Consider the following 22581-nt stretch of genomic DNA (forward strand, 5'->3'; position numbering starts at 1 on the left):
ACAACTTCCTGGGTAGGAGCTTTCATGCAACAAATCGACAAGGTTTATATCGACGGCGCGTTCGTCACGCCGCACGGCGAAGAGTGGTTCGATCTTCACAACCCGGCTAAGGAAACGGTGATCGGCAAGGTGCGTCTGGCCGACGCGGAAGACGCCCGCCGCGCGATCGCAGCCGCCAAACGCGCCTTCCCAGCGTTTTCCCGCACCAGCAAGGAAGAGCGGATCGCGCTGCTCGAACGCATGCACGCCGCGGTTCAGGCGAGAGAAGACGACCTGTTCGAAGCAATCGTCGAGGAATACGGTGCGCCGATGTCACGCGCGCGCTGGATGGCGAAATACCCCGCGGACGTACTCGCGGAAGTCATCAAGGTCTTGCGGACCTATGATTTCACGCGACGCGCCGGCACGGCCGACGTCGTCATGCAACCGCTCGGCGTCGCCGGATTGATCACGCCGTGGAATAGCAACGGCGGCTTTATCTGCGGGAAACTGGCTGCGGCGATTGCAGCCGGCTGTACGGCCGTCATCAAGCCGAGCGAAATGAGCGCGATCCAGACACGCATCATTACCGAGGCGCTGCACGAAGCCGGCTTGCCCGCGGGCGTGTTCAATATCGTCACGGGCCGGGGCGACACGGTGGGGGCGGAAATCAGCGCGCATCCGGACGTGGCGAAGATTTCCTTCACCGGATCGACGGCTGTCGGCAAGACGATCCTGCGCACCGGCGCGGAGACATTGAAACGCGTCACGTTGGAGTTGGGCGGCAAATCGCCGATGGTCATACTCGACGACGCCGATTTCGCGGAAGCGGTGCCGTTGGCGCTCCAGGCAGGGTTCATGAACAGCGGTCAGGCGTGTATCGCCGGTACGCGGATTCTCGTGCCGCAGAGCCGCCTTGCGGAATTCGAAGAGAAGGTGCGCGTTGAAGTTGCTCGCACGCAAGCCGGTGATCCGCGCGATCCGGCTACGCAGATCGGTCCGATGGTCAGCCGCAAGCAGTGGGAGCGCGTGCAGCGCTACATCGGTATCGGCATCGGCGAAGGTGCGCGCTTGATTGCCGGTGGCGAGGGCCGGCCGGAAGGCGTGGAGCACGGCTGGTTCGTGCGTCCGACCGTATTTAGCGGCGTCAGCAACGACATGACGATTGCCCGCGAGGAGATTTTTGGGCCGGTGCTGTCGATCATTACGTATCGCGATACCGAGGAAGCGATTGCAATCGCCAACGACACGAGCTACGGGCTGCAAGCCTACGTACTCTCGGCCGATGCAGCGCGAGCTCGCGCAGTCGCCACTCGCATCGACGCAGGACGCGTCATGATCAACACGTTGGCACACGAGCCGGCCGCACCGTTCGGCGGCTTCAAGCAATCGGGCATCGGGCGGGAATATGGCACGTTCGGGCTGGAAGCCTTCATGGAGCCGAAGTCGTTGCTCGGCGTGAACTAAAGACAGCGCCCTGCTGATTGGACGGGAGCGTCTGATTGCTCAGCAGGCGGTGCGTCGGCATTTGTATGACGCACCGCCTGCGGTTTCATCGCCGGTTCGATCCCGACACCACATCGATCCACACGGCCAGCACGAGAATGCTGCCCTTCACGATCATCTGCCAGTACGCGTCGACATCCAGCATCGACATGCCATTATCCAGACTCGCCATCACCAGTGCGCCGATCAACGCACCGTAGACCGTTCCGGAACCACCGCGCATCGACGTCCCGCCGATAAAGCACGCGGCAATCGCATCGAGTTCCCCCATCGATCCCGCCGACGGTGAACCAGCCGCGAGCCGCGCCGTATTGACGATCCCGGCGAACGCGCACATCAGTCCCATCAGCGCGAAGATGGTCAGCTTCACGCGATTGGTATTCACGCCGGAAAGCCGCGTGGCTTCCAGGTTGGAACCCACCGCATAGATGCGCCGCCCGAAAACGGTTTGTGTCGCGATCCACGTGAAAATGCCCAGCAGCGCGAGCAGCAGCAGAACCGGCACCGGAATCCCACCGTAACGATCGAGCGTCGCGACAAACCCGGCCAGAATCACGCCCGCGCCGACCACCTTCACTACGTCCTGCCAGATCGGCACCACCCGCAGCTTGTAACGCTCGCGGTTGCTTCGCTGCCTTATCGTCAGAAACGCCAGCACCACAAACAACACGACCGCCAGCGTATCGCCCGCAAGACGCGGCAAATACCCTTGGCCAACGAACACGAAACTGTCCGAGACCGGCGCAATCGTCGAACCGCCAGTGACGCCGAGCAGAATGCCGCGATACGCCAGCATGCCGCCCAGGCCGACAATGAACGACGGCACACGCCGGTACGTCGACCACCATCCGTTGAACATGCCGACGAGCACGCCAAGCAGCATCACCACAGGCACCGTGACGCCGATCGGCCAGTGCCGGTTCACATCGAGAATCGCCGCCACGCCACCGAGCAAACCGAGCAGCGACCCGACCGACAGGTCGATTTCACCGGCGATAATCACAAACACCATGCCGCACGCGAGCATGCCGGTAATCGACATCTGCCGCAGCAGATTCGACAGATTGCGCGGCGTCACAAACGCGCCGTGCGTCAGGAAGGAGAAGAAAATCCAGATCACGGCCACGGCGATCAGCAACGCGAGAATCTTGTAGCGCGCGAACAGTTGCTGGATACGCTGCGTGCCGCCGAATGCGCCTCGCGGCGCGGCGCCTTCTGCGGATTGGGAAGTGACGTCGGGAGTCATGCGGCACTCGCTGCGGTTGATGCGTTCGGGTTGAGGGATCGCTGCACAGGACGGATTGCAGCGCTGAGAATGTCCTCTTGTGTGAGGCCGTCGTTGACGAAATCGCCTCGCAGTTCGCCTTCGCCGATCACCAGCACGCGATCGCTGATGCCGAGCACTTCGGGCAATTCGGACGACACCATCACGATCGACATGCCGCGCTGGGCCAGTTGAAAAATCAGTTTGTAGATTTCGAATTTCGCGCCAACGTCGACACCTCGCGTCGGTTCGTCGAGGATCAGCACCTTCGGGTCGGTCAACAACATGCGCGTCAGCACGGCCTTCTGCTGATTGCCACCGGACAGGCTCGCGATCGAGAGCATGGGATGCGCCGCGCGCACCGATAGCCGATTCATCTCCGTATGGATCGTGTCGAGTTCGGCGGCGGAATCGATCCGGCCACCCTTCGCGAAGCGTTGCAATACGGCCAGCGTAATGTTGTGACCGACGCTCAGGCCCGGCACGATGCCGTGGCGCTTGCGGTCTTCCGGCACCATGCCGATGCCGGCACGAATCGCGTCGACAGGTGCGCGAATTTTCAGCGGCTTGCCTTCCATCAGCACAGTCGCTTCGCTCACACCGGGATAGGCGCCGAAAATCGCCTGCATCAGCTCCGTGCGTCCAGCGCCAACCAAACCGGCAACGCCGAGAATCTCACCACGCCGCAATGCAAACGACACATCGTTCACCCGCTTGCGGCGCGGATTGGTGACATCGAAACAGGTCACGTGACGCGCTTCGAAGATCACGTCGCCGATCGGATGCGGTTCCCGCGGAAACAGGTTCTTGATTTCACGGCCCACCATCAGGGAGATAATGCGGTCGGTGGTCAACGCGCGCATGGGCTCGGTCGCAACATGGCGGCCGTCGCGAATCACGCTGATCGTGTCGCACACGGCCGCTACTTCGTCGAGCTTGTGCGAGATGTACACACAGGCGACACCGCGCCGCTTCAGATCGCGCACGATGTCCAACAGAATGTGTATCTCCGTAGCGGTCAGCGACGACGACGGTTCATCGAGGATCAACAGTTTCGCGCGCTTGTTCAGGGCCTTTGCGATCTCGATCAGCTGCTGGTGGCCGCCGCCGTAATTCATCACCGGTTGTGCGGAGTTGATTCCGCTTATGCCGAGCTCGTGCAGCAATTCATCGGCGCGCTGGTACATCGCGGCATAATTCATTCTGCCGCCGGGCAGCGTGATTTCGTTGCCGAGAAAGATGTTCTCCGCGACCGAAAGCTCCGGCACCAGCATCAACTCCTGGTGGATGATGATGATACCGGCGCGTTCGGTGTCCCTTATGCTCGCGGCTTTCAGAGGTTCGCCTTCCCAGGTGATTTCGCCGTCCCAGGTGCCGTGGGGATAGACGCCGGACAACACTTTCATCAGCGTCGATTTGCCCGCGCCGTTCTCTCCGCACAAGCCCACGCACTCGCCTGGAGACACGGTCAGGTCGATGCCGTCGAGCGCCTTCACGCCGGAAAACGCTTTGACGATGCCGCGCATCGTCAGTAATGGTTCACTCATTCGCTATGCCTCGCTGCAGGGCGCGCGGTCGCGCCGATGTGCCTGACGCATACCAGGCACACCGGCTTTTACTGCGCACACGTTACGCTCATTGGCTCGCGAGCTGGGCCTGGGTATAGAAGCCGTCCTTGACGACCACATCAACATTGCTCTTGGTAAGCAACGTGGGTTGCAAAAGCACCGTGTCGACCTTCTTCTTGCCGTTGTCGTACTGTGCATTAAAGGCCGGCTTCTCGCCCTTCGCAAGCGCGACGGAAAGTTTCGCCGCTTCGCCGGCGATCAGCTTCAGCGGTTTGTACACGGTCATCGTCTGCGTACCGGCGATCACGCGTTTCACCGCCGCCAGATCGGCATCCTGTCCCGACACCGGTACCTTGCCCGCCATGTGCTGCGCAGCGAGCGCCTGAATCGCGCCGCCCGCGGTGCCGTCGTTCGAGGCAACGATCGCGTCGATCTTGTTGTTGTTCGCCGTAAGTGCATCTTCAACGATACGCAGCGCAGTCGACGCGCTCCATTCCGGCACCCATTGCTGACCGACGATCTTGATGTCGCCCTTGTCTATCGCGGGCTTCAGCACTTTGAGCTGGCCTTCGCGCAGCATCTTTGCATTGTTGTCGGTCGGCGCGCCGCCGAGCATGAAGTAGTTGCCCTTCGGCTGAGCGTTGTAGACGCCTTGTGCCTGCAGTTCGCCAACCTTCTCGTTGTCGAACGAGATATAGGCATCGACATCGGCGTCGAGAATCAGCCGGTCATACGAGACGACCTTGATACCCGCTTTCTTCGCTTCGGCAACCACATTACCGAGCGTCTTCGAATTGAACGGTACGATCACGATCACGTCCACGCCGCGCGAGATCAGGTTCTCGATTTGCGAAATCTGTCGCTCTTCACTCGCATCGGCGGACTGCACCGACACCTTGGCGCCGAGTTTTTCTGCTGCTGCGACGAAATAGTCGCGATCGCGCGACCAGCGTTCGACGCGCAGATCGTCGATACAGAACCCGATTTCCGGGTGGTCCTTGCTTGCATGCGCGAGCGGCGCCGCAAGCGACAGGCTGGCGAGCACCGCTCCACACACGAACGAACTCAGCACAGTACGACGCGTTGCAAATTTCATGTCTCACTCCTTGTTCTGATAGCCGGAATACCGGATTGGACGGTCTGTGCTGCGAGCCACAGAACCGGACAAGCGACAACCCAAAGCTTTTTCTGATTCGCGCGATCAGCGTGGCCGCGCGATTTTTTTTGTGTACTGCGTGCCTTCTTTCAGGCGTTACTTCGTGACCGCGTTTTAGCGCCTGCTATAAATCGCCTGATTAACAACGTTTTCCAACTGCTCCTGCCGGCCGCTCGCGTGCTGCGGATTCAGGTCACGCGTCAATGCGTCCGTAGCCAGCGCCGAGAGCGAAAAGTCGCCCGCCAGAATCTTGCGGCCGAACTCCGACTCCCAGCCCGCGTAGCGCTCGCGTTTGAATTGTTCGAGCCGGTCATTTTCGATCAGCGTCGCGGCTCGTTCGACGGCGAGCGCGAGGTTATCGATTGCACCGATGTGGCCGAAGAACAGATCTTCCGCATCGACGCTCTGCCGCCGTACTTTCGCGTCGAAGTTCATGCCGCCGGTGGTGAAGCCGCCGTGCTTGAGAATTTCGTAGAAGGCCAGCGTGAGTTCTTCGACGCTGTTCGGAAACTGGTCCGTATCCCAGCCGTTTTGCTGATCGCCGCGATTCGCGTCGACGCTGCCGAAAATACCCAACGCGTAGGCCGTCGCGATTTCGTGATGAAACGAATGGCCGGCAAGCGTCGCGTGATTGGCCTCGATGTTCACGCGAATCTCCTTTTCCAGCCCGTGCTGCAGCAGGAAGCCATGTACGGTCGCCACGTCGTAGTCGTATTGATGCTTGGTCGGCTCCTGCGGCTTCGGTTCGATCAGCAGTGCGCCCTTGAAACCGGTCTTGTGCTTGTGTTCGACGACCATATGCAGGAACCGCGCGAGCTGGTCGCGTTCACGAACGAGGTCGGTATTGAGCAGCGTGTCGTAGCCTTCGCGGCCGCCCCATAGCACGTAGTTGTCGCCGCCGAGCCGTTGCGTTGCATCGAGCGCATGACGAACCTGGGTCGCAGCAAAAGCAAAAATCTCCGGATCGGGGCTGGTTGCCGCACCACCCGCATAACGCGGATGCGAGAACAGATTCGCGGTGCCCCACAACAACTTGATACCCGTGCTCTCCTGCTTGCGCGCCAGATAATCGACGATGCGTGTGAAGTTCTCGCTGTATTCCTTCAGGCTGTCGCCTTCCGGCGCGACGTCGGTATCATGGAACGTGTAGTACGGCGTACCGAGCTTCGAGAAGAACTCGAACGCCGCATCCGCCTTTTGCTGCGCCCGCTCCATCGCGTTGCCGGCTTGCTGCCATGGGCGCTTGAAAGTGCCTTGCCCGAAAATATCCACGCCGGGCCAGACGAACGTATGCCAGTAACACACCGCAATGCGCAGATGTTCTTCGAGTGTTTTGCCAAGTACGCGCTTGCTCTTGTCGTAATGGCGATACGCAAGCGGGTTATCCGATTGCGGACCTTCGTAACGGATCTCGGGAATGTGTTCGAAATAGGACATCAGCGTCTCCAGTTTTATGCTGCACTGCAACCCGTGCGACGTCGCCGCGCCGGTCGACAAGGTGACGCCATGCTGCCGCTTGCCCGATGCATCGGCAATTGCGAAATTGCGCAGCGTGCTTGATGTTTCTTACCGCCCATGCGTTTGTTTCACACGGGCGCGAGGTTCGCGGCCTAGAATAACCAGACGCTTAAAAACAGTGCCACCTTCGGAGCGCACTCAACAGGAGACGATCGCGTTGCGAGTCCAACGATCCGCACCACGCCCACTGCCATGACCCGTCCGCAAACACCACAGACGACCCACCGGATCGCGCTGCTGTTCAACGCGAACAAGGTCTACGACCGCGAGATCATTACCGGTATCGGCAACTACCTGCTGTCGACGCGCGTGGCCTGGGATCTCTTTCTCGAAGAAGATTTCCGCTGCCGGTTGACGGGTATCGAACGTTTCGACGGCGACGGCATCATCGCGGATTTCGACGATCCCGCTGTGGGCGAAGCGCTGCGAGATTGTCCGTTGCCGGTGGTGGCGGTCGGTTCATCGTTCGAAGATCCGGCACACTACCCTCCGGACTTACCCTATATCGCAACTGATAATTCGAAGCTCGTTTCACTCGCCTACACGCATCTGATCGGCGCGGGACTCGAGCACTTCGCGTTGTATAGCCTTCCGCAAGCGCAGGAAAATCGGTGGGCGCAACAACGTGAACTGGCCTTCGCTCATCTGCGCAGCGCGGACGGCCACAGCGCCGAGCAGATCGGCACCGAGATCTATCGCGGCCTGTCGACCAGCGCCCCCTCATGGAATCAGGCTACCGAGCAACTCACTGCATGGCTCGCCCAATTGCCGAAGCCGGTCGGCATCATCGCCGTGACGGACGCCCGCGCGCGGCATCTGCTACAAGCGTGTTTGATCGCGGGTATCCCAGTACCTGAAGAAGTGGCGATCATCGGCATCGACAACGATCCGCTCACGCGTACATTGACCCGTATTCCGCTTTCCTCCGTGATTCAAGGCACTGAGGAAATGGGCCGCACGGCGGCTCACTTGCTGCATCAGATGCTGCACGGCGCGCGTTTTCCGGGGCGGCGCATTCTCGTGCCGCCGGTCGGTATCAATGTGCTCGAATCGACAAAGCATCAGCCGCTGGCGAGTCCATATGTGATGCGCGCACGGCACTTCATCCGCCAGTATGCGTGTCAGGGCATTCGTACCGAGCAGGTCGCCGATTACGTGGGCGTGTCGCGTTCGTCGCTCGAAGAGTACTTCCGGCGCGAACGGCAGTGCACCGTGCATCAGGAAATCCTGCGCCACAAACTCGATGTCGCGAAAGCGCTGCTTGCGAAACGCGATGCGTCGAGCGCGGAGGTAGCGATCCGTTGTGGCTTCACGTCGCTGCAATACATGTACGCGGTGTTTCGCCGCGAACTCGGCTGTACGCCGCGCGAATACCAGGACCGCGTAAATTCGACGGCCGAGCCAGGCTGAGCATGCCTTTCATCTTCTCTCTCCACCAACGACATGATCAGCATCGCACCTCTTTCTTCTGAGCCATGGGGCGCATTGCCCGGTGGCGATCGTGTGCGGCTTTTCACGCTGCGCAACGCGCACGGCATGAAAGTCGCCATCAGCGACCTGGGCGCAACGTTGATCTCGTGGCATGCGCCGGACCGCGCGGGCCGTCTCGGCGATATTCTGCTCGGCCACGACACGCCCGCCGAATACGTTGCGGCCACAACCTACATGGGCGGACTGATCGGCCGGTGGGCAAATCGCATTGCCGATGCACGCTTCACGCTCGACGGCATCGAGTACACGCTCGATCGCAACGAAGGTGCGAATCTGCTGCACGGCGGCACGCAAGGTTTTCACCGTGCGCTGTGGGATGTAAGCGAAGACAATGGCGCGCTGGTCATGCGTCTGGAATCGCCCGAAGGCGACGCCGGCTTTCCGGGCAACGTAACGGTGCAAGTGCGTTACACGCTCGACGACAACGGCACGTTGACGATCGCCTATGAAGCCATTACAGACGCAGCGACGCCGCTCAACCTGACGAGCCACCCCTATTTCAACCTGACGGGCCGGCGGGGTACAGATATTCGCGGACATGTGCTGTCGATCGATGCCGACCGGTTCTTCGAAGTCGACGCGTCGATGATTCCTTGCGAGCTTGCCGACGTAGCAGGCAATGCGTTCGACTTCCGGCAGAGCGCGCCGATCGGCGCACGGCTCGACTGGCCGCACGCACAGCTCGCGAAAGCCGGCGGCTTCGATCACTGCTACATGCTGCGTGACACGGCCGACGCCACGATGGCCGACCGCGTGCCGCAGGTACGTCCGGTTGCATGCGCCTATGACCCCGGTAGCGGGCGCGAATTAACCGTATCGACCGATCAGCGCGGCTTACAGTTCTACACCGGCAATTTCCTGAAGGGCGACACAGGACGCGGCGGTATCGCCTACCAGGCGCACGCCGGACTTTGTCTCGAAGCGGGCGGCTTTCCGAACGAAGTCAATATGGCCGCGCAGGAACAGGTCATCGTACGGCCGGGCAGCGCATACCGGCAGGTGACGGCGTATCGAGTAGGCGTACGTTCTGGAGTCTGAAACGATTTTTCATATCTTACGAAGTTCATTACAGAACGCCGACTTATCGTTTGCTGCAAGACTGAATTACCCGTTTAGGGGTTTGCCCTAGATCACCCGCTTCCTAGAATCCCTCCATAGGTCGCCGAACACCTGTTGCGGCGCCACAAAACAATTCTCGGAGGGAAGCATCATGAAATCACTGGTCAAAGCAGTCGCACTGCTCGTTGTTTTCGCAGCCCCGGTGGCTGCGTTCGCACAGTCGGAACAACCGCTGACGCGCGCGGAAGTCCGGGCGCAACTGGTTCAGATTGAACAGGCCGGCTACAACCCCGCTGTTGCAACCGACTCGACCTACCCCGCCGACATTCAGGCGGCTGAAGCACGCGTAGCGGCACAGCATGACACCGGCTATGGTTCCTCGGCAAACGGGTCGTCGCAAACCGGCACAACCGCGCCCGCGATGCCGGCTCAACCCGCGCCGATGGACGGTCAGTAAAACGCTAGCGTTGTCTGTCGTTGGGTCTGTCGTTGTATCGTCCGATGCGAGCCATGCATGTTGAAGCATGCGCTCGCATGAACGCGTTCCGGTCTGCGCGACTATGACGGCACAATGTCAGAAAATCCTTTGACGAAAATAATGGCTCATATATCCTAAGGCGGCAGTTTGGTGGTTCTCGCAGCGCGGTCGATCGGTAACGGCGTCTGCATCAGCGAGGACTTCTACTCAACGTCGCTTCGGGTTCCATCGTGAAAGTCCGTGGTCCATTGGTGAGATACCAGCCTGGTCGGGAAAGAACCTTCCTGTCCGGCTGTTCGATCGCTCATCAGGGGAGCAACTGCGCTTCGCCATCCCGCCCCCTGTCTATCGATACCGTGTTGTCGCGTCGCTCCGTGCGCCGGCACAACGTCATTGCAGCGCCCGCAGCCATTGGCGTGCGAACTGACGAAATCGCGTCGCTTCTGCCTTAGCCCCCTTCTCTTTTCGCGAGCCCGCGTTGCACGCAATAGACCGTTCTTTTAGCGGTCGGTTGTCTGCAATGCGTTTGCCTGTCCGCGTCTGGCAAGTTGTCTTGCCAGCGTTGGCCGGCTTATAGCGCTCGCCTCTCTGCGTTCCTTTTTGCTCTGCTGTGCGCTTGCGTCGCGGCAGGCGGCGTCGCGTCTCTTTCTCGTGCGCATTCCTGCGAGATGTACGGACGTGCGGGTCGTCACGCCCCTGTATCGGGGCCAACGCTGCGGCGAAAACTGAAGATCGAAACCAAGGAGATAGTCGAATGAAGATTCGTCATGCCAAGCTTCTCTCGTTCACCGGCACGATGCTGTGCTCGTTGACCGCTTTAACCCCGATGAACGCTGCACACGCCGCGGATACGACGATCAACGTCTACAACTGGTCGGACTACATTGCCAAAGACACGATTTCCGGCTTCGAAAAGCAATCCGGCATCACGGTGAAATACGACAGCTACGATAGCGACGACACGCTGCAGGCGAAGCTGCTTGCGGGCAGTTCAGGGTATGACATCGTGGTGCCCACATCGAGTTATATGGCGCGCCAGATCGAAGCCGGCGTGTATCAGAAGATCGACAAATCGAAGATGCCGAACCTCGCGAACCTCGATCCGGGTTTGATGAAACTGATTGCCGACGCGGACCCCGGCAATCAATACGGTGTGCCGTGGGCGTGGGGCACGGACGGCGTCGGCTATAACGTTCAGGCCGTGAAGAAAGCGCTCGGCCCCGATGCGCCACTGGATAGCTGGTCTCTCGTGTTCGACCCGGCCAATCTCTCCAAGCTGAAAAGCTGCGGCGTGTCGTTCCTCGACGCGGCGGCGGACGTTTTCCCAGCCGCGCTTCAGTACATGCACAAGGACCCGAACAGCACCAATCCCGGCGACTACCAGGCCGCGTATGAAATGCTGAAGAAAATTCGACCGTATATCACGCAGTTCAATTCTTCCGGCTATATCAACGATCTGGCGAACAACGATATCTGCGTGGCGTTGGGTTATTCGGGTGACGTTGGGATTGCACGGCGACGCGCATCGGAAGCCAAGCGCTCGTACGAGGTGCGCTTTTCGAACATCAAGGATGCGGGCCTCATCTGGATGGACGTGATGGCAATTCCGAAAGATGCGCCGCATCCGGAAGCGGCGATGAAATGGATGAACTACATCGAAGATCCGAAGGTAAGCGCAGCGATTACCAACGAAGTCTTCTATCCGACGGCGAATCGGGCCGCGCGGCAGTTTGTGACGCCGGCTATTGAACAGGATGCGAATGTGTATCCGCCTGAGGCTGTGCTGAACAAAATGACGCTGATGCGGCCGCAGCCTGCGCCGATCATGCGGCTTGAGAACCGGCTGTGGGCGCAGTTGAAGTCGGGAACCTGAATTCGGGTTTAGCTGTTGTGGTCTGTTGCCGGTAGGTGTCTCCTTTTTTGAGCGTGGCGCATGCAGTGGGTGTGTGCGCTACGCCCTTTTTGAAGCCTTTATTTTTAACTTCGTTTGCATTCGAGCCATTATGAGCATTTTGAACATTGTAGATTTTTCGCTGCCTGCCAAGGAAAGTGTTGAGTACTTGCCGAAGGCGGAAGCGGTTCTTGCCGGCCATCCTTTGCAAGCGGTTCACACGCATTTTGCCAGTCCGTGCGGGCAGCTCGCAGCGGGAGTTTGGGAGGGCGCTTGCGGTCAGTGGACGGTGAACTTCACCGAGAGCGAATACTGCGAGATTCTTGAGGGCGTATCCGTGATTCGCGATGCGGATGGCACGGGTAAGACTGTGCGTGCCGGCGACCGGTTTTTGATTCCGGCGGGATTTAAGGGGACGTGGGAAGTGATTGAGCCGTGCAAGAAGGTGTTTGTTTCGGTTGAGTTTAAGGGGTAGTGCTTCGCGACCTGGAGCAGCCACCGATCCTAGACCGGAACCGGCTCCTCCCGCTGCTTCGCCTCCGACAACAGCCATGTCCGGAAAGCCAGGACGTTAGGGCGTTCCAGCGCTGCAGACGGATAGACAAGCCAATAGCTGTAGTCGTTGCGCAGCACAAGGTCGAAAGGTCGTACCAGTTTGCCGCTACGCAGATCGTCGGCGGCAAGCACGAGTCGGCCTAACGCAACCCCCTGGCCATCCACCGCGGCCTGCAAGGCGAGGCTTGCGTCGTTAAACGATGCCCCCGCATCCAGATCGAATCCTTCCACCCCGGCCTCGTCGCACCAGCGTCGCCACGCTTCCCGCGGCGTGTCATGCAGCAAGCGGACATGTCGCAAGTCAGCCGGAACACGAATGGCGGGCGGTCCGTTGACAAGCATCGGGCTACAGACCGGACTCAGTGTTTCACGGGCGATCAGGTCAGTCTTCAGACCTGTCCATTTCCCGAGTCCGGAGCGAATGCCAAGATCGAAGCGCTCCGTTGCAAACGACCAGACCTCGGCCGAACTATCGAGGCGCACGTCGATTTCCGGATGCAGGGCTCGAAACGCTTCAAGACGCGGCACCAGCCATCGCGAAGCGAACGACGGCAGAACGGTAATGCGCAACGGCCGCTCATCAGGCTCCATCAAACGCAGCGTCGCCGCCGCGATGCGATCGAGCGCGCCGGTCAGTTCCGGAAGATAGGTTTGCCCCTTTGCGGTGAGCGTCAGCGCATGCCCACGACGCTCGAAAAGACGGATGCCTAGCCAATCTTCGAGCTGACGGATCTGATGACTGATGGCCGCCTGCGTCACACACAGCTCGGCGGCAGCGCGGGTAAAGCTCAGGTGCTTCGCCGCCGCCTCAAAGGCACGCAGCGCACCTAGCGGAGGCAGGCGTCGCATGGGCTTGTCGATTACTTTATTTTATCGAGAGCATGAAGATAACCCGTTTGTGACGCCGGAGGAAGTCGCATCTAATCACACAGTCCCAGGGCAGACCCGCTGCCCCGGCGCCCTGCCGACATGAGGCTGATTGATGATTGCATGGAACATCTGGGTCCTGTTTCTCGGCTACACCATACCCATGGTCGTGAGCCCCGGCCCCGGCAACACGGTCCTCGCAACCGCTGGCGGTCGTTTCGGCGTGACGGGTTCGATTCCATTCTGGACCGGCTTCGAGTTGGCGAATCTGGCGTTGTGCCTCATTTACGGAATGGGCCTGGGCAGGGTATTGCATGGCCACCCGGAGATCCAGATGGTGCTCAAATGGACGGGTACCGTCTATCTGCTCTATCTTGCCTGGGGATTTGTTCGTTCGTCGGCTGGATCCGCAAACAGCAGCGAGCCGGATAGTTCACGCCTGCGCATCGGGGATGGATTTCTATCCGTGGCGCTGAATCCCAAGATTCACTCGATGATTCTCGTGATGTTTTCGCAGTTTCTCGACCCGGCAAAACCGCTCCCGGCACAAGTCTTCCAATTCGCGGCTGCGTTTCTCGTCGTATGTGTGGTCTGCCATTTTCCGTGGATCTATGGCGGCCAGTTGATTCTCCGCCGGTTTCGATCAGCACGCGCAGTGCAGGTTCAGGGATATGTGTTCGGTATTTGCATGATTCTCGTGGCGGGCTATGTCGCTTTTGCTTGAAGCGCAACGCAACGCAGTAAGTGAAGCGCGCAACCGCTACCCCCAGCGCGCGCTCCGCAAAATTCAACCGCGCAATTCAACCTACGCGCTTACAGCGCCGCGGTCACGATCACTTCCACACGAATATCCGGCGAAGCCAACGCGGCTTCGCAAGTCGCACGCGCCGGTGTTGCATCGGCCGGCACCCAGGCTTCCCACGCGGCATTCATCGGAGCGAAGTCGCGCGCTATATCGGCCACCCAGATCTGCACGGACAATAGACGTGTTTTATCGGTGCCGGCGGTTTTCAGATGCCCGTCCAGCTTACTCAGGATCTCCTCGGTTTGCGCCTTCGCGTCACCGTCGCGCGAGGTCGCCGTCAGGCCGGCAACGTACACCGTGCCGTTGTGAATCACGATGCGCGAGAGGCGCGGATTGGTTTCGAAACGTTGAATATCGCTCATTGTCTGGTTCTTGAGTGGGTTGAAAAAATGAAGAGATCTAATGCGTTTCGGACTGCGCACGCGCCAATGCCGCGAAGCGGCCAATCCGGAATGCGCCGACGTCGTGCGTACTGCGTCCATCGCACACCAACTCGGCTACCACGCTGCCGACAATCGGTCCAAGCTCAAACCCGTGCGCCGAAAAGCCGAACGCGTGCACGAGACCATCTTGCGTGCCGCTACGGGAAATCACTGGAATGCCATCAGGCATGAATCCTTCGATACCGGCCCATGCACGGTTGACCACGACATGCTGCAAGTGCGGAAACAGATCGGTGACCGTGCGCGCGCTTTTGCCCAACTGCGGAAAATCGAGCGCACATTGCCGTGCACTCATATCTGCAGTGCATTCGAGCGCACCGCCGATCACCACCGTGCCATTGCTGAACTGTTTGAACGACAGCGGACGTCCCGTTGCGCCGAGCACCGGCTTGACGAAAGGCGGCACCGCTTGCGTCACCATCAGCATCAAGCCGCGCGGCTCGACCTGCACCGGCTCGCCCGCCTGTCGTGCGAATTCGCCTGCCCACGCGCCCGCGGCATTGACAACGTGCGGCGCACGCCATCGTCCGTTTGCTGCTTCGATATCCCATTGCCCATCGCGGCGCACGATGCTGCGGACCGCGCATTGCTCATGAATCTCGACACCCGCTTGTTGCGCCGCGAGCCGAAATGCCGTGACCGCGCGAAACGGCAATGCGTGGCCGTCGTGTTCGACCCAAACTCCACCCACAACGTGATGCGCAAGACTCGGTACGAGGTCTCGAACGGTACTCGCATCGACCATAACTTCGTGCGTGAAACCAAGCGTTTGCAGATGCGCAACGCGTGCGCGGCACGCCGCAAGCTCCGCTTCGCTCTCAGCCACTTTCAACTGACCTGAAGGCTCGAAACCGGCATCGTCGCCAATCAGTTCGGCGAGTCTGAACCACAGGCCACGCGAAGCCAGCGACAACGCAATCTCGGCGTCGTGACGTCCGAGCGTACGCACGCCACCCGCATTGACACCCGATGCATGGCGCCCGCACACGTCACTCTCCAGCACGACCACGCTGGCACCGCGCCGCGCCAGATGCAACGCGCTCGACAAGCCATGCAAGCCGCCGCCGATCACCACGACATCGGCACCCACGGCTCCGGTCGCGCTGTTCATCGTGCGGCGGTGTCGTGGGCTTCGGCGGACGTGGCAGCCGGCCGCGCCGCGCGCTGCAGCGCCGCGTCGTGCGCGGCCGCGAGTTCGGCGAGCGTGACGGGCTTGATCGGCGGACGCACACGGTAATAACCGACCTCGGCAGGCGATACGCCCCGCGCGTCAGCTATCACCTCAGTAACGGTCAGTCCGCAAAGACGGCCCTGACATGGCCCCATGCCACAACGGCCAAACGACTTTGCCTGATTCGGGCCAAGGCAGCCGAGCTTCACGAAGTCGCGCAACTGTCCCGCGGTCACTTCTTCGCAACGGCAAATGGTGACTTCGTCCGCGGGAATACGATTGGCGTCCTTCGGCCGGTAAAGTGCATCGAGAAACGGGCGGATGTGCAACGTCTCGCGCAATGCCTGCTTCACCGGTGCGGCCAACGCGTCGCGCGTGATTTCGTCGATGCGGCCGCTCCGATGCACGATCTCCAGCGCCGCGAGCCGGCCCTGTTCCGCCGCAGCCTGCGCGCCGCCAATACCGCGGCTGTCGCCCGCCACGTAGATGCCGGGCACGTCGAGCTCGCCCCATGCGTCGGTAACGGGTATCCAGCACAGTTGCGCGTCGTCCCACTTATGCTGCGCGCGCAACGACCAGCTGATCTGCGTATTCGGCACGACGCCCTGATGCAACAGCACGACCTCGGCGGGAATACGCTGCGCATTGCCGCCGACGGTGAAACGTACCGCGGTGAGCGCGTCCGTGCCTTCGAGCGCGAGGTTCGTCGCACCTTGATAAAACGGTACACCGGCGCGCTTCAATGCGCGCATCAGCTTCAACCCTTTCGCAAGTTGCCGCCAACCCTTCAACGCGCCGCCCAGATGCGCGAGCGCACGGCGATAGTCGGTACTCGCAGTCGTATCGACAATGGCGCGGATTGGCACACCCGCGCGCAGATACTGCCAGCCAAGCAGATACAGCAACGGCCCACAGCCCGCCAGCACGACCGGCTGCGACGGCACGACCTCGGCACTCTTCAACAGAATCTGTGCGGCGCCGGCCGTCAGCACGCCCGGCAGTGTCCAGCCCGGAATCGGAAACGGCCGCTCCATCGCGCCGCTGCAAAGAATGATCGAACCGGCTTGCAGCGACTTCACGACACCGTCCTGCACGTAATCGATGCTGCGCTCAGCCGTCACCTGCCATACCGAAGCACCGCGTTCGTGCTTCGCACCGCTCGCGGCAAAAGCGTTTGCCAGCTCACTGCCCGCGGCATAGTCCGGACCGAGAATATTCAGACGCCGCGCATTGGTCTGCGTGATCGCGCGATAGATTTGCCCGCCGGGTGCGGCCTGCTCGTCGAGCACGGTCACGCTCAAACCGCGTTGCGCCGCGACGGTGGCGGCGGCCATACCCGCCGGCCCCGCGCCGACGATCACCAGATCGGCGTAATTAGCGTTCATCGCGCGTGTCTCCTGCCAACGTAATGAAGTCGTTCAGTTCGCGCATGCCGAGCTGCGAACGGATCGTCATGCCTTCGGCCACCGGCACGAGACAGCTCTGCCGGTTCGCCACGCCGTCGATTTCGACAAGACATTCGAAGCACACACCCATCATGCAATACGGCGCACGGGGCGCGCCGCTCACCGGCGTCGTGCGAAAACGCTCGACACCGGCCGCGAGCAAGGCGGCGGCAACGCTCGCGCCTTGCGGCACACGCAGCGGCTTTCCGTCGAACGAGATAGTGACGGTGCCGGTTGCGCTGCTCTTGGCCTCCGCGGGCAACACTTTGAAAAGACTGTCAGTGACCATGTGTGAATACCTTGTCGGTCTGCAAGAAACGCTCGCCGGAGAAATGTTCGATACCTTCAGGCACGAGATCTTTCGCAATCCACGGCGCAACGCGCAATGCATGGGCTGCCGCGAGCGTGACGCCGCTATGGCAGGTCACGACATACGCGCCTGGGCACGTGGCCGATTGCTGATAGATCGGAAAGCCGTCGGGGCTCAGCACGCGCAATGCGCCCCATGCACGCACCAGCTTCACTTCGCCCAACGCGGGAAAACTGCGCACACCGCGCCACGCGATATGACTCACGACGTCGGCGGTCACACCGTCGTTGAAGCCGACGTCTTCCATCGAATCGCCGATCTGCACGGTGCCTTCGTCGGTCTGCCGCACATAGGTGGTGGGGAAATCGAGGAAATGCGCGACACGTTCGGCGATCAACACCTGCCCGCGATTCGGCGCAACCGGCGCATGAATGCCGACCTGCTGCGCCAGCGCCCGATTGCCGAGTCCCGCGGCCAGCACCACACGTCCCGCATGAAAACGCTGCCCGCCTGTATCGACGACAAAACCGCTGCCATCGCGTTCGATACGTTGAGCGCGGACACCCGCCGTCATCGTCACGCCCCGCTTGCCGCACGCGGTATGCAGCGCGCGCAGCAACTTGAGCGGGTTCGTATGGCCATCCATCGGCGAATAGCTGGCGCCGATCACCTGCGGGCCGATCGCGGGCAAGCGGCGTTTCAATTCGGCGTGATCGATCATCTCGAACGGATAGTCGCCGTTCAGATCGTCGCGGATTGCCTGCAACCGCGCGGCGCGTTCCTGCCACTCCGTTTCGCTGAAGCAGAAATGGAAGCCGCCGGGTTGCTGCAGTTGCACGTCGATATCGGTGTCGTTGAGCAGGTATTCGCGCAACATCGGCCAACGGGTCGCCGAACCGCGCGTCCATGTCGCGTACGGCGACATGCCATAGCCCTTGCCCTGCACCCACACGAGCCCGAAGTTGCCGCGAGACGCACGGAATGCGTCGTCGCCTTCGTCGAGTACGCCAACCTTCAGCCCCTCGCGGGCAAGTCCATAGGCAACGGCCGTCCCCACCAGGCCGCCGCCGATCACCAGTACATCGGAAGAGTTCATCATCTGTTTCAGTTTTTGCCGATCAGCACGCGATCGAGGCCGACAATGCGGTCCATCACCACCATCAGAATCGCGGTGCCGACGATCAACACGGTCGACACCGAAGCGACGAGCGGGTCGATGGTTTGCGCGATCTGGTTGTACATCGCCACCGGCAACGTCGTGGTGCCTGGCGTCGCAACGAATACAGTCATCGTCAATTCGTCGAAGCTCTGGATAAAGGCGAGCATCCAGCCTGCCACGACGCCGGGGAGGATCATCGGCAGAATCACACGACGAAAGGTAGTGAAGCGTTTCGCGCCGAGCGAGAGCGCCGCGCGTTCCGCGTCACGATCGAGACCGGTAGCGGCGGCCAGCGTCAAACGCAGTGCGTACGGGAAGATCACCGTAACGTGCGTGAGCGTCAGCCAGAAGAACGAGCCGGACATGCCCGCGGTGGTGAAGAAACGCAGGAACGCCACGCCGAGCACCACGTTCGGAATCATCAGCGGCGACAGGAAGAAGGCCGACAGCGCGCCGCGTCCGCGGAAGCGATAACGCGTCAGCGCCAGCGCGCTCGGCACCGCAAACAGCACGGCTACGGTTGCCGAAGCGAGACCGAGGCGCAGCGAGAGCCAGAACGCGTCGATGATGTCCGGCGCGTCGGCGATCGCGCGGAACCAGCGCAGCGACAGCCCCGTGGTGGGCATCGAAATGTAGCCCTTGTCGGTGAACGACACGGCGATCACCACCAGCAACGGTGCAACGATGAAGAGCACGAAGAGCGTGTGATAGCACAGCGCGAGCCAGTTGTTTTTGCGCATGACGTCAGCCCTCGAAGACCGCGCGGAAGCGCCGCTCGATCCAGCGGTTGCAGCCCAGAATGATGACGATATTCGCAATCAGCAGCAGCACCGCGATGGTCGCGCCGAGCGGCCAGTTCAGCGTATTGAGAAATTCGTCGTAGGCCGCGGTCGCGGCGACCTTCAGACGGCGGCCGCCGAGCAGCGCCGGCGTGGCAAACGCGGACGCCGCCAGCGCGAACACGATGATCGACCCCGACAGCACGCCCGGCAGCAATTGCGGTAACACCACCCGGCGAAATACCGCGAACGGCTGCGCACCCAGCGAACGCGCGGCATTTTCGATTTGCAGATCGAGCTTTTGCAGCGTGGCCCACACGGCGATCACCATGAACGGCACCAGTACGTGCGTGAGGCCGATAATCACGCCGGTCATCGTGAAGACCAGTTTGACCGGTTCGCTGGTAATGCCGAGCGCCTGCAACGCGCCGTTGAGCAAGCCGTTGTTGCCCAGCAGGATCGCCCAGCCGAGCGTGCGCACCACCACTGAAATCAGCAGCGGACCCAGAATCACGATCAAGAAGATCGACCGCCACGGGCTCTTCATCCGCGCGAGAATGATGGTCTCCGGCACGCCGAGCACCACGCATAGCAGCGTCACCGCGAGCGCCATGCCGCCCGTGCGCAGAAAGATCTCGTGGTAGTAGCCGTCGCTCAATACTTCGACGTAGTTCGATAGCGTGAAGGTCGGCAACACGCCGCGGGTACCGTCGAATGCGTGGAAGGACAGCACGGCCGTCAGCAGCAACGGCACGAGCAGGAGGCCGCAGAACAGCAGCAGTGCGGGACCGGCGAGCAGCCAGGGCGCGGCATTGGCCCGCTCGGCGTTCAACCGGGGCGCAGCCTGAACCGGCGCCGGGAGTGGCGAATGCGAGGAATCAGCCATGCGCGGTCTCCGCGAGAATCCGCACGGCGTCGTCGGACCAATGCACGCCCACCGTTTCGCCTTCGCCCGGCGGCGTGGTGCCGAGATTCGGCAAACTCGCGCGCACCATGCCGAGCGGCGTCTCGATCTGCAGCATCCAGTGGTTGCCGAGGAACAGACAGGTCGTCACGCGGCCTTGCAGCGTCGCATCGGCTGCCGACGAATCGGTCAACGCCACGCGTTCGGGCCGCACATACAACTGCACGTCACCCTCGAAGCGTCGGCCGCCATGCGGCACCTTCATCACGCTCGCACCAACCCGCACCACTGCGCAACGGTCGTTCATCTGCTCGACGGTGCCGCGCAAGGCATTCGTCTTGCCGAGAAAACCGGAAGCGAACACCGACTCCGGCTTTTCATAGGCATCGAACGGCGAGCCGGTTTGCACGATACGGCCGCCGTGCATGACCGCGATGCGGTCGCTCATCGTCATGGCTTCAACCTGATCGTGCGTGACGAGGATCGTCGTAATGCCGAGCTTCTTCTGGATCGCGCGCAGTTCCACGTGCATGTCTTCGCGCAGCTTGGCGTCGAGATTCGACATCGGCTCGTCCAGCAACAGCACTTGCGGGCGGATCGCCAGCGCGCGGGCAATCGCGACGCGCTGCCGCTGCCCACCCGACAGTTCACGCGGATAGCGCTTGTCGAGGCCGGTGAGCCGCACCATCTCGAGCACTTCGGCAATGCGCGTGGCGCGTTCGCCGCGCGTCACGTTGCGCATGTCGAGACCGAAGCCGACGTTATTGCCGACCGTCATGTGCGGAAACAGCGCGTAGCTCTGGAACACGATGCCCATGCCGCGCTTTTCCGGCCGCTCACGCGTGATATCGGCGCCGTTCAGCAGAATGCGGCCGCGGGTCGGGTCGACGAAACCCGCGACCATCTGCAGCGTCGTGGTCTTGCCGCAGCCCGACGGGCCGAGCAGCGAAACGAATTCGCCGCGTTCGATCGACAGGCTGATACTGTCCACCGCGTTGAATTCGCCGTAAGCCTTGCCGAGGCCATCCAGAGTGAGGAAGCTCATGGTGTTATGCCTTACCGTTCGACGGTGCGATTCCAGCGATTGGTCCAGTCAGAACGCTTTTCGTTGACGTAAGGCCAGTCGGTTTTCACCAGCTTGCCGATCTGCTCCGGCGTGTACGGCACGGTCGCGGCAATTTGCGGCGTGAGCTTCGTGTTCTTGTTGACGGGCCCCCAGCCCTGTCCTTCGGCAAGCCATGCCTGCACCTGCGGCGTCAAAAGGAACTGGACGAACTGCTGCGAGAGCGCGGCGACATTGTTCTGGACGACCGGACACGCCCCGATGAACATCGCGGGGGAGCCCTCTTTCGGATAGACGAATTCAACCGGGAACCCGGTGGCCTTCAGCGCCGCGACGCGGCCGCTGCCCCATACGGCCAGGGTAATGTCGCCGTTCTGGAACATCTCCGTCATCTTGCCCGGCGACGGTTCCCACGCCAGCACGTTCGGGCCGACTTCCTTCGCCAGCGCCGTCATACCCGGATCGATGTCGTGATCGCTGCCTTTGCGCAGCCGCGCGTAGGTGAGCAACGTGTGCAGGCCGTAGGTGTTGTTGATCGGCGGAATCGCGATCTTCTGGCGCAGGCGTTTGTCGGTTAGCGCTTCCCACGAATCCGGTTTCGGCAAGCCGGCCTTCTTGAACGCTTCCGTGTTGTAGACGAGACCGGTAGCCACCACGCCCACCGCCGTCGCATTCGCGTTCATCTTGCCGATGTCGTACAGGTCCTTGTAGACCGGCGCATCCTGCAACTTGTCGCAGAAACCGAACTGCGTGGCCTGATACATCGGGCCGTCGTCCAGCAGGACGACATTGAGTTCCTCTTTCGACTTTTGCGCCTGCAGCTTGGCAAGCGTATCGGTCGAGTTACCCGGCACGTAGACGATCTTGACGTCGTGGTTGGCCTCGAACGCCGGGATGATTTTCTTCTGAAACAGGTCTTGCGTGGAACCGCCGTATGAGCCGAGATACAGCGTCGGCGTCGCCAGTGCGGGCAATGCACAACCGGCGACCAGACCACCGACGGCACCCAGCACCCACCTCAAACGTGTAGCCATCTTTCTTCTCCTCAGCGGCGCCCGTAGCACGCCAGTTTCATCAGGGATATCACCAAGTTATCGTCATGCCATGTCGTGAATACGCCACGAATCCAGCAGCGAACCCAGCTTATTGAGAAAAAAAAGCGGCGTGAAA

The 22581-nt window shown here is 61.2% G+C and carries 21 protein-coding genes; 7 read left to right on the top strand and 14 right to left on the bottom strand.

The window, feature by feature from the left end; all coding sequences use genetic code 11:
- Positions 1–24 precede the first annotated feature (24 nt).
- Positions 25–1446, top strand: coding sequence for an aldehyde dehydrogenase family protein (locus tag ACOSV0_RS35410; RefSeq protein ID WP_434112562.1), 1422 nt, complete (start codon positions 25–27; stop codon positions 1444–1446).
- Positions 1447–1531: 85 nt separating this feature from the next.
- On the opposite strand, the gene ACOSV0_RS35415 is transcribed toward ACOSV0_RS35410, so the two are convergent.
- The 4 genes from ACOSV0_RS35415 to xylA form a co-directional block, all read right to left on the bottom strand.
- Positions 1532–2731 carry a sugar ABC transporter permease gene (locus ACOSV0_RS35415; RefSeq protein WP_434112564.1) on the bottom strand — a complete coding sequence of 400 codons (1200 nt, stop codon included), beginning with the start codon at positions 2729–2731 and terminating at the stop codon, positions 1532–1534.
- Positions 2728–4296: a D-xylose ABC transporter ATP-binding protein gene (gene xylG / locus ACOSV0_RS35420; RefSeq protein WP_434112566.1), complete on the bottom strand. Its 1569-nt coding sequence runs from the start codon at positions 4294–4296 to the stop codon at positions 2728–2730. The genes ACOSV0_RS35415 and xylG overlap by 4 nt, the downstream gene beginning before the upstream one ends.
- A gap of 88 nt (positions 4297–4384) precedes the next feature.
- Positions 4385–5413 carry a D-xylose ABC transporter substrate-binding protein gene (xylF, locus tag ACOSV0_RS35425; RefSeq protein ID WP_434112567.1) on the bottom strand — a complete coding sequence of 343 codons (1029 nt, stop codon included), beginning with the start codon at positions 5411–5413 and terminating at the stop codon, positions 4385–4387.
- 174 nt (positions 5414–5587) lie between these two features.
- Positions 5588–6910 carry a xylose isomerase gene (gene xylA, locus ACOSV0_RS35430; protein WP_434112569.1) on the bottom strand — a complete coding sequence of 441 codons (1323 nt, stop codon included), beginning with the start codon at positions 6908–6910 and terminating at the stop codon, positions 5588–5590.
- Positions 6911–7183: 273 nt separating this feature from the next.
- Between xylA and ACOSV0_RS35435 the strand changes: the two genes are divergently transcribed.
- The 5 genes from ACOSV0_RS35435 (at position 7184) to ACOSV0_RS35455 (ending at position 12385) form a co-directional block, all read left to right on the top strand.
- Positions 7184–8401, top strand: coding sequence for a XylR family transcriptional regulator (locus ACOSV0_RS35435; protein WP_434112570.1), 1218 nt, complete (start codon positions 7184–7186; stop codon positions 8399–8401).
- 33 nt (positions 8402–8434) lie between these two features.
- On the top strand, positions 8435–9520 hold the full coding sequence (locus ACOSV0_RS35440) for an aldose epimerase family protein (protein WP_434112572.1): 1086 nt from the start codon (positions 8435–8437) through the stop codon (positions 9518–9520).
- Positions 9521–9692: 172 nt separating this feature from the next.
- Positions 9693–9998 carry a DUF4148 domain-containing protein gene (locus ACOSV0_RS35445; protein ID WP_434112573.1) on the top strand — a complete coding sequence of 102 codons (306 nt, stop codon included), beginning with the start codon at positions 9693–9695 and terminating at the stop codon, positions 9996–9998.
- A gap of 817 nt (positions 9999–10815) precedes the next feature.
- Positions 10816–11892: a polyamine ABC transporter substrate-binding protein gene (locus tag ACOSV0_RS35450; RefSeq protein WP_434116014.1), complete on the top strand. Its 1077-nt coding sequence runs from the start codon at positions 10816–10818 to the stop codon at positions 11890–11892.
- A gap of 73 nt (positions 11893–11965) precedes the next feature.
- Positions 11966–12385: a cupin domain-containing protein gene (locus ACOSV0_RS35455; protein WP_434112575.1), complete on the top strand. Its 420-nt coding sequence runs from the start codon at positions 11966–11968 to the stop codon at positions 12383–12385.
- A 29-nt stretch (positions 12386–12414) separates the two neighbouring features.
- On the opposite strand, the gene ACOSV0_RS35460 is transcribed toward ACOSV0_RS35455, so the two are convergent.
- Positions 12415–13314 (bottom strand): transcriptional regulator GcvA, encoded by a 900-nt coding sequence (locus ACOSV0_RS35460; RefSeq protein ID WP_434112577.1) that lies wholly within the window; start codon positions 13312–13314, stop codon positions 12415–12417.
- Positions 13315–13447: 133 nt separating this feature from the next.
- Here ACOSV0_RS35460 and ACOSV0_RS35465 point away from each other — a divergent pair, with 133 nt between their 5' ends.
- Complete coding sequence (locus ACOSV0_RS35465) at positions 13448–14056, top strand: LysE family translocator (protein ID WP_434112579.1); 609 nt, start codon at positions 13448–13450, stop codon at positions 14054–14056.
- 89 nt (positions 14057–14145) lie between these two features.
- Here the strand turns inward: ACOSV0_RS35465 and ACOSV0_RS35470 are convergent, their stop codons facing one another.
- From ACOSV0_RS35470 to ACOSV0_RS35510, 9 genes are read right to left on the bottom strand one after another with little or no spacing between them, the layout of a single operon-like run.
- Positions 14146–14499 (bottom strand): RidA family protein, encoded by a 354-nt coding sequence (locus ACOSV0_RS35470; RefSeq protein WP_434112580.1) that lies wholly within the window; start codon positions 14497–14499, stop codon positions 14146–14148.
- Positions 14500–14536: 37 nt separating this feature from the next.
- Positions 14537–15691 (bottom strand): NAD(P)/FAD-dependent oxidoreductase, encoded by a 1155-nt coding sequence (locus ACOSV0_RS35475; protein WP_434112582.1) that lies wholly within the window; start codon positions 15689–15691, stop codon positions 14537–14539.
- Entirely contained in the window at positions 15688–17136 is a 1449-nt protein-coding gene (locus ACOSV0_RS35480) for an NAD(P)/FAD-dependent oxidoreductase (RefSeq protein WP_434112584.1), read from the bottom strand. Before ACOSV0_RS35480 ends, ACOSV0_RS35475 begins: the two co-directional genes overlap by 4 nt.
- Positions 17126–17485 carry a (2Fe-2S)-binding protein gene (locus tag ACOSV0_RS35485; protein WP_434112586.1) on the bottom strand — a complete coding sequence of 120 codons (360 nt, stop codon included), beginning with the start codon at positions 17483–17485 and terminating at the stop codon, positions 17126–17128. The genes ACOSV0_RS35480 and ACOSV0_RS35485 overlap by 11 nt, the downstream gene beginning before the upstream one ends.
- On the bottom strand, positions 17475–18602 hold the full coding sequence (locus ACOSV0_RS35490; protein ID WP_434116015.1) for an NAD(P)/FAD-dependent oxidoreductase: 1128 nt from the start codon (positions 18600–18602) through the stop codon (positions 17475–17477). The genes ACOSV0_RS35485 and ACOSV0_RS35490 overlap by 11 nt, the downstream gene beginning before the upstream one ends.
- Positions 18603–18610: 8 nt before the next feature.
- On the bottom strand, positions 18611–19405 hold the full coding sequence (locus ACOSV0_RS35495; RefSeq protein WP_434112587.1) for an ABC transporter permease: 795 nt from the start codon (positions 19403–19405) through the stop codon (positions 18611–18613).
- 4 nt (positions 19406–19409) lie between these two features.
- Positions 19410–20330 carry an ABC transporter permease gene (locus ACOSV0_RS35500; RefSeq protein WP_434112589.1) on the bottom strand — a complete coding sequence of 307 codons (921 nt, stop codon included), beginning with the start codon at positions 20328–20330 and terminating at the stop codon, positions 19410–19412.
- The gene (locus ACOSV0_RS35505) at positions 20323–21393 is read right to left on the bottom strand and encodes an ABC transporter ATP-binding protein (RefSeq protein WP_434112591.1); all 1071 of its coding nucleotides are present in this window, start codon (positions 21391–21393) and stop codon (positions 20323–20325) included. The genes ACOSV0_RS35500 and ACOSV0_RS35505 overlap by 8 nt, the downstream gene beginning before the upstream one ends.
- Positions 21394–21404: 11 nt before the next feature.
- A complete protein-coding gene (locus ACOSV0_RS35510) occupies positions 21405–22445 on the bottom strand; it encodes an ABC transporter substrate-binding protein (protein ID WP_434112593.1) in 1041 nt (346 codons plus the stop codon).
- Between the last annotated feature and the right edge of the window lie 136 nt (positions 22446–22581).

This window comes from Paraburkholderia caffeinilytica (assembly GCF_051027425.1).
Taxonomy (GTDB): domain Bacteria; phylum Pseudomonadota; class Gammaproteobacteria; order Burkholderiales; family Burkholderiaceae; genus Paraburkholderia; species Paraburkholderia caffeinilytica_A.

Coding starts and splice junctions, on each gene's coding strand:
- ACOSV0_RS35510 (WP_434112593.1), bottom strand. CDS start 22,445: ATGGCTACACGTTTGAGGTGGGTGCTGGGTGCCGTCGGTGGTCTGGTC.
- ACOSV0_RS35480 (WP_434112584.1), bottom strand. CDS start 17,136: ATGAACGCTAATTACGCCGATCTGGTGATCGTCGGCGCGGGGCCGGCG.
- xylF (WP_434112567.1), bottom strand. CDS start 5,413: ATGAAATTTGCAACGCGTCGTACTGTGCTGAGTTCGTTCGTGTGTGGA.
- ACOSV0_RS35505 (WP_434112591.1), bottom strand. CDS start 21,393: ATGAGCTTCCTCACTCTGGATGGCCTCGGCAAGGCTTACGGCGAATTC.
- ACOSV0_RS35470 (WP_434112580.1), bottom strand. CDS start 14,499: ATGAGCGATATTCAACGTTTCGAAACCAATCCGCGCCTCTCGCGCATC.
- ACOSV0_RS35500 (WP_434112589.1), bottom strand. CDS start 20,330: ATGGCTGATTCCTCGCATTCGCCACTCCCGGCGCCGGTTCAGGCTGCG.
- ACOSV0_RS35495 (WP_434112587.1), bottom strand. CDS start 19,405: ATGCGCAAAAACAACTGGCTCGCGCTGTGCTATCACACGCTCTTCGTG.
- ACOSV0_RS35490 (WP_434116015.1), bottom strand. CDS start 18,602: ATGAACTCTTCCGATGTACTGGTGATCGGCGGCGGCCTGGTGGGGACG.
- ACOSV0_RS35410 (WP_434112562.1), top strand. CDS start 25: ATGCAACAAATCGACAAGGTTTATATCGACGGCGCGTTCGTCACGCCG.
- ACOSV0_RS35440 (WP_434112572.1), top strand. CDS start 8,435: ATGATCAGCATCGCACCTCTTTCTTCTGAGCCATGGGGCGCATTGCCC.
- ACOSV0_RS35445 (WP_434112573.1), top strand. CDS start 9,693: ATGAAATCACTGGTCAAAGCAGTCGCACTGCTCGTTGTTTTCGCAGCC.
- ACOSV0_RS35485 (WP_434112586.1), bottom strand. CDS start 17,485: ATGGTCACTGACAGTCTTTTCAAAGTGTTGCCCGCGGAGGCCAAGAGC.
- ACOSV0_RS35475 (WP_434112582.1), bottom strand. CDS start 15,691: ATGAACAGCGCGACCGGAGCCGTGGGTGCCGATGTCGTGGTGATCGGC.
- ACOSV0_RS35415 (WP_434112564.1), bottom strand. CDS start 2,731: ATGACTCCCGACGTCACTTCCCAATCCGCAGAAGGCGCCGCGCCGCGA.
- ACOSV0_RS35450 (WP_434116014.1), top strand. CDS start 10,816: ATGCTGTGCTCGTTGACCGCTTTAACCCCGATGAACGCTGCACACGCC.
- ACOSV0_RS35465 (WP_434112579.1), top strand. CDS start 13,448: ATGATTGCATGGAACATCTGGGTCCTGTTTCTCGGCTACACCATACCC.
- ACOSV0_RS35435 (WP_434112570.1), top strand. CDS start 7,184: ATGACCCGTCCGCAAACACCACAGACGACCCACCGGATCGCGCTGCTG.
- xylG (WP_434112566.1), bottom strand. CDS start 4,296: ATGAGTGAACCATTACTGACGATGCGCGGCATCGTCAAAGCGTTTTCC.
- ACOSV0_RS35460 (WP_434112577.1), bottom strand. CDS start 13,314: ATGCGACGCCTGCCTCCGCTAGGTGCGCTGCGTGCCTTTGAGGCGGCG.
- xylA (WP_434112569.1), bottom strand. CDS start 6,910: ATGTCCTATTTCGAACACATTCCCGAGATCCGTTACGAAGGTCCGCAA.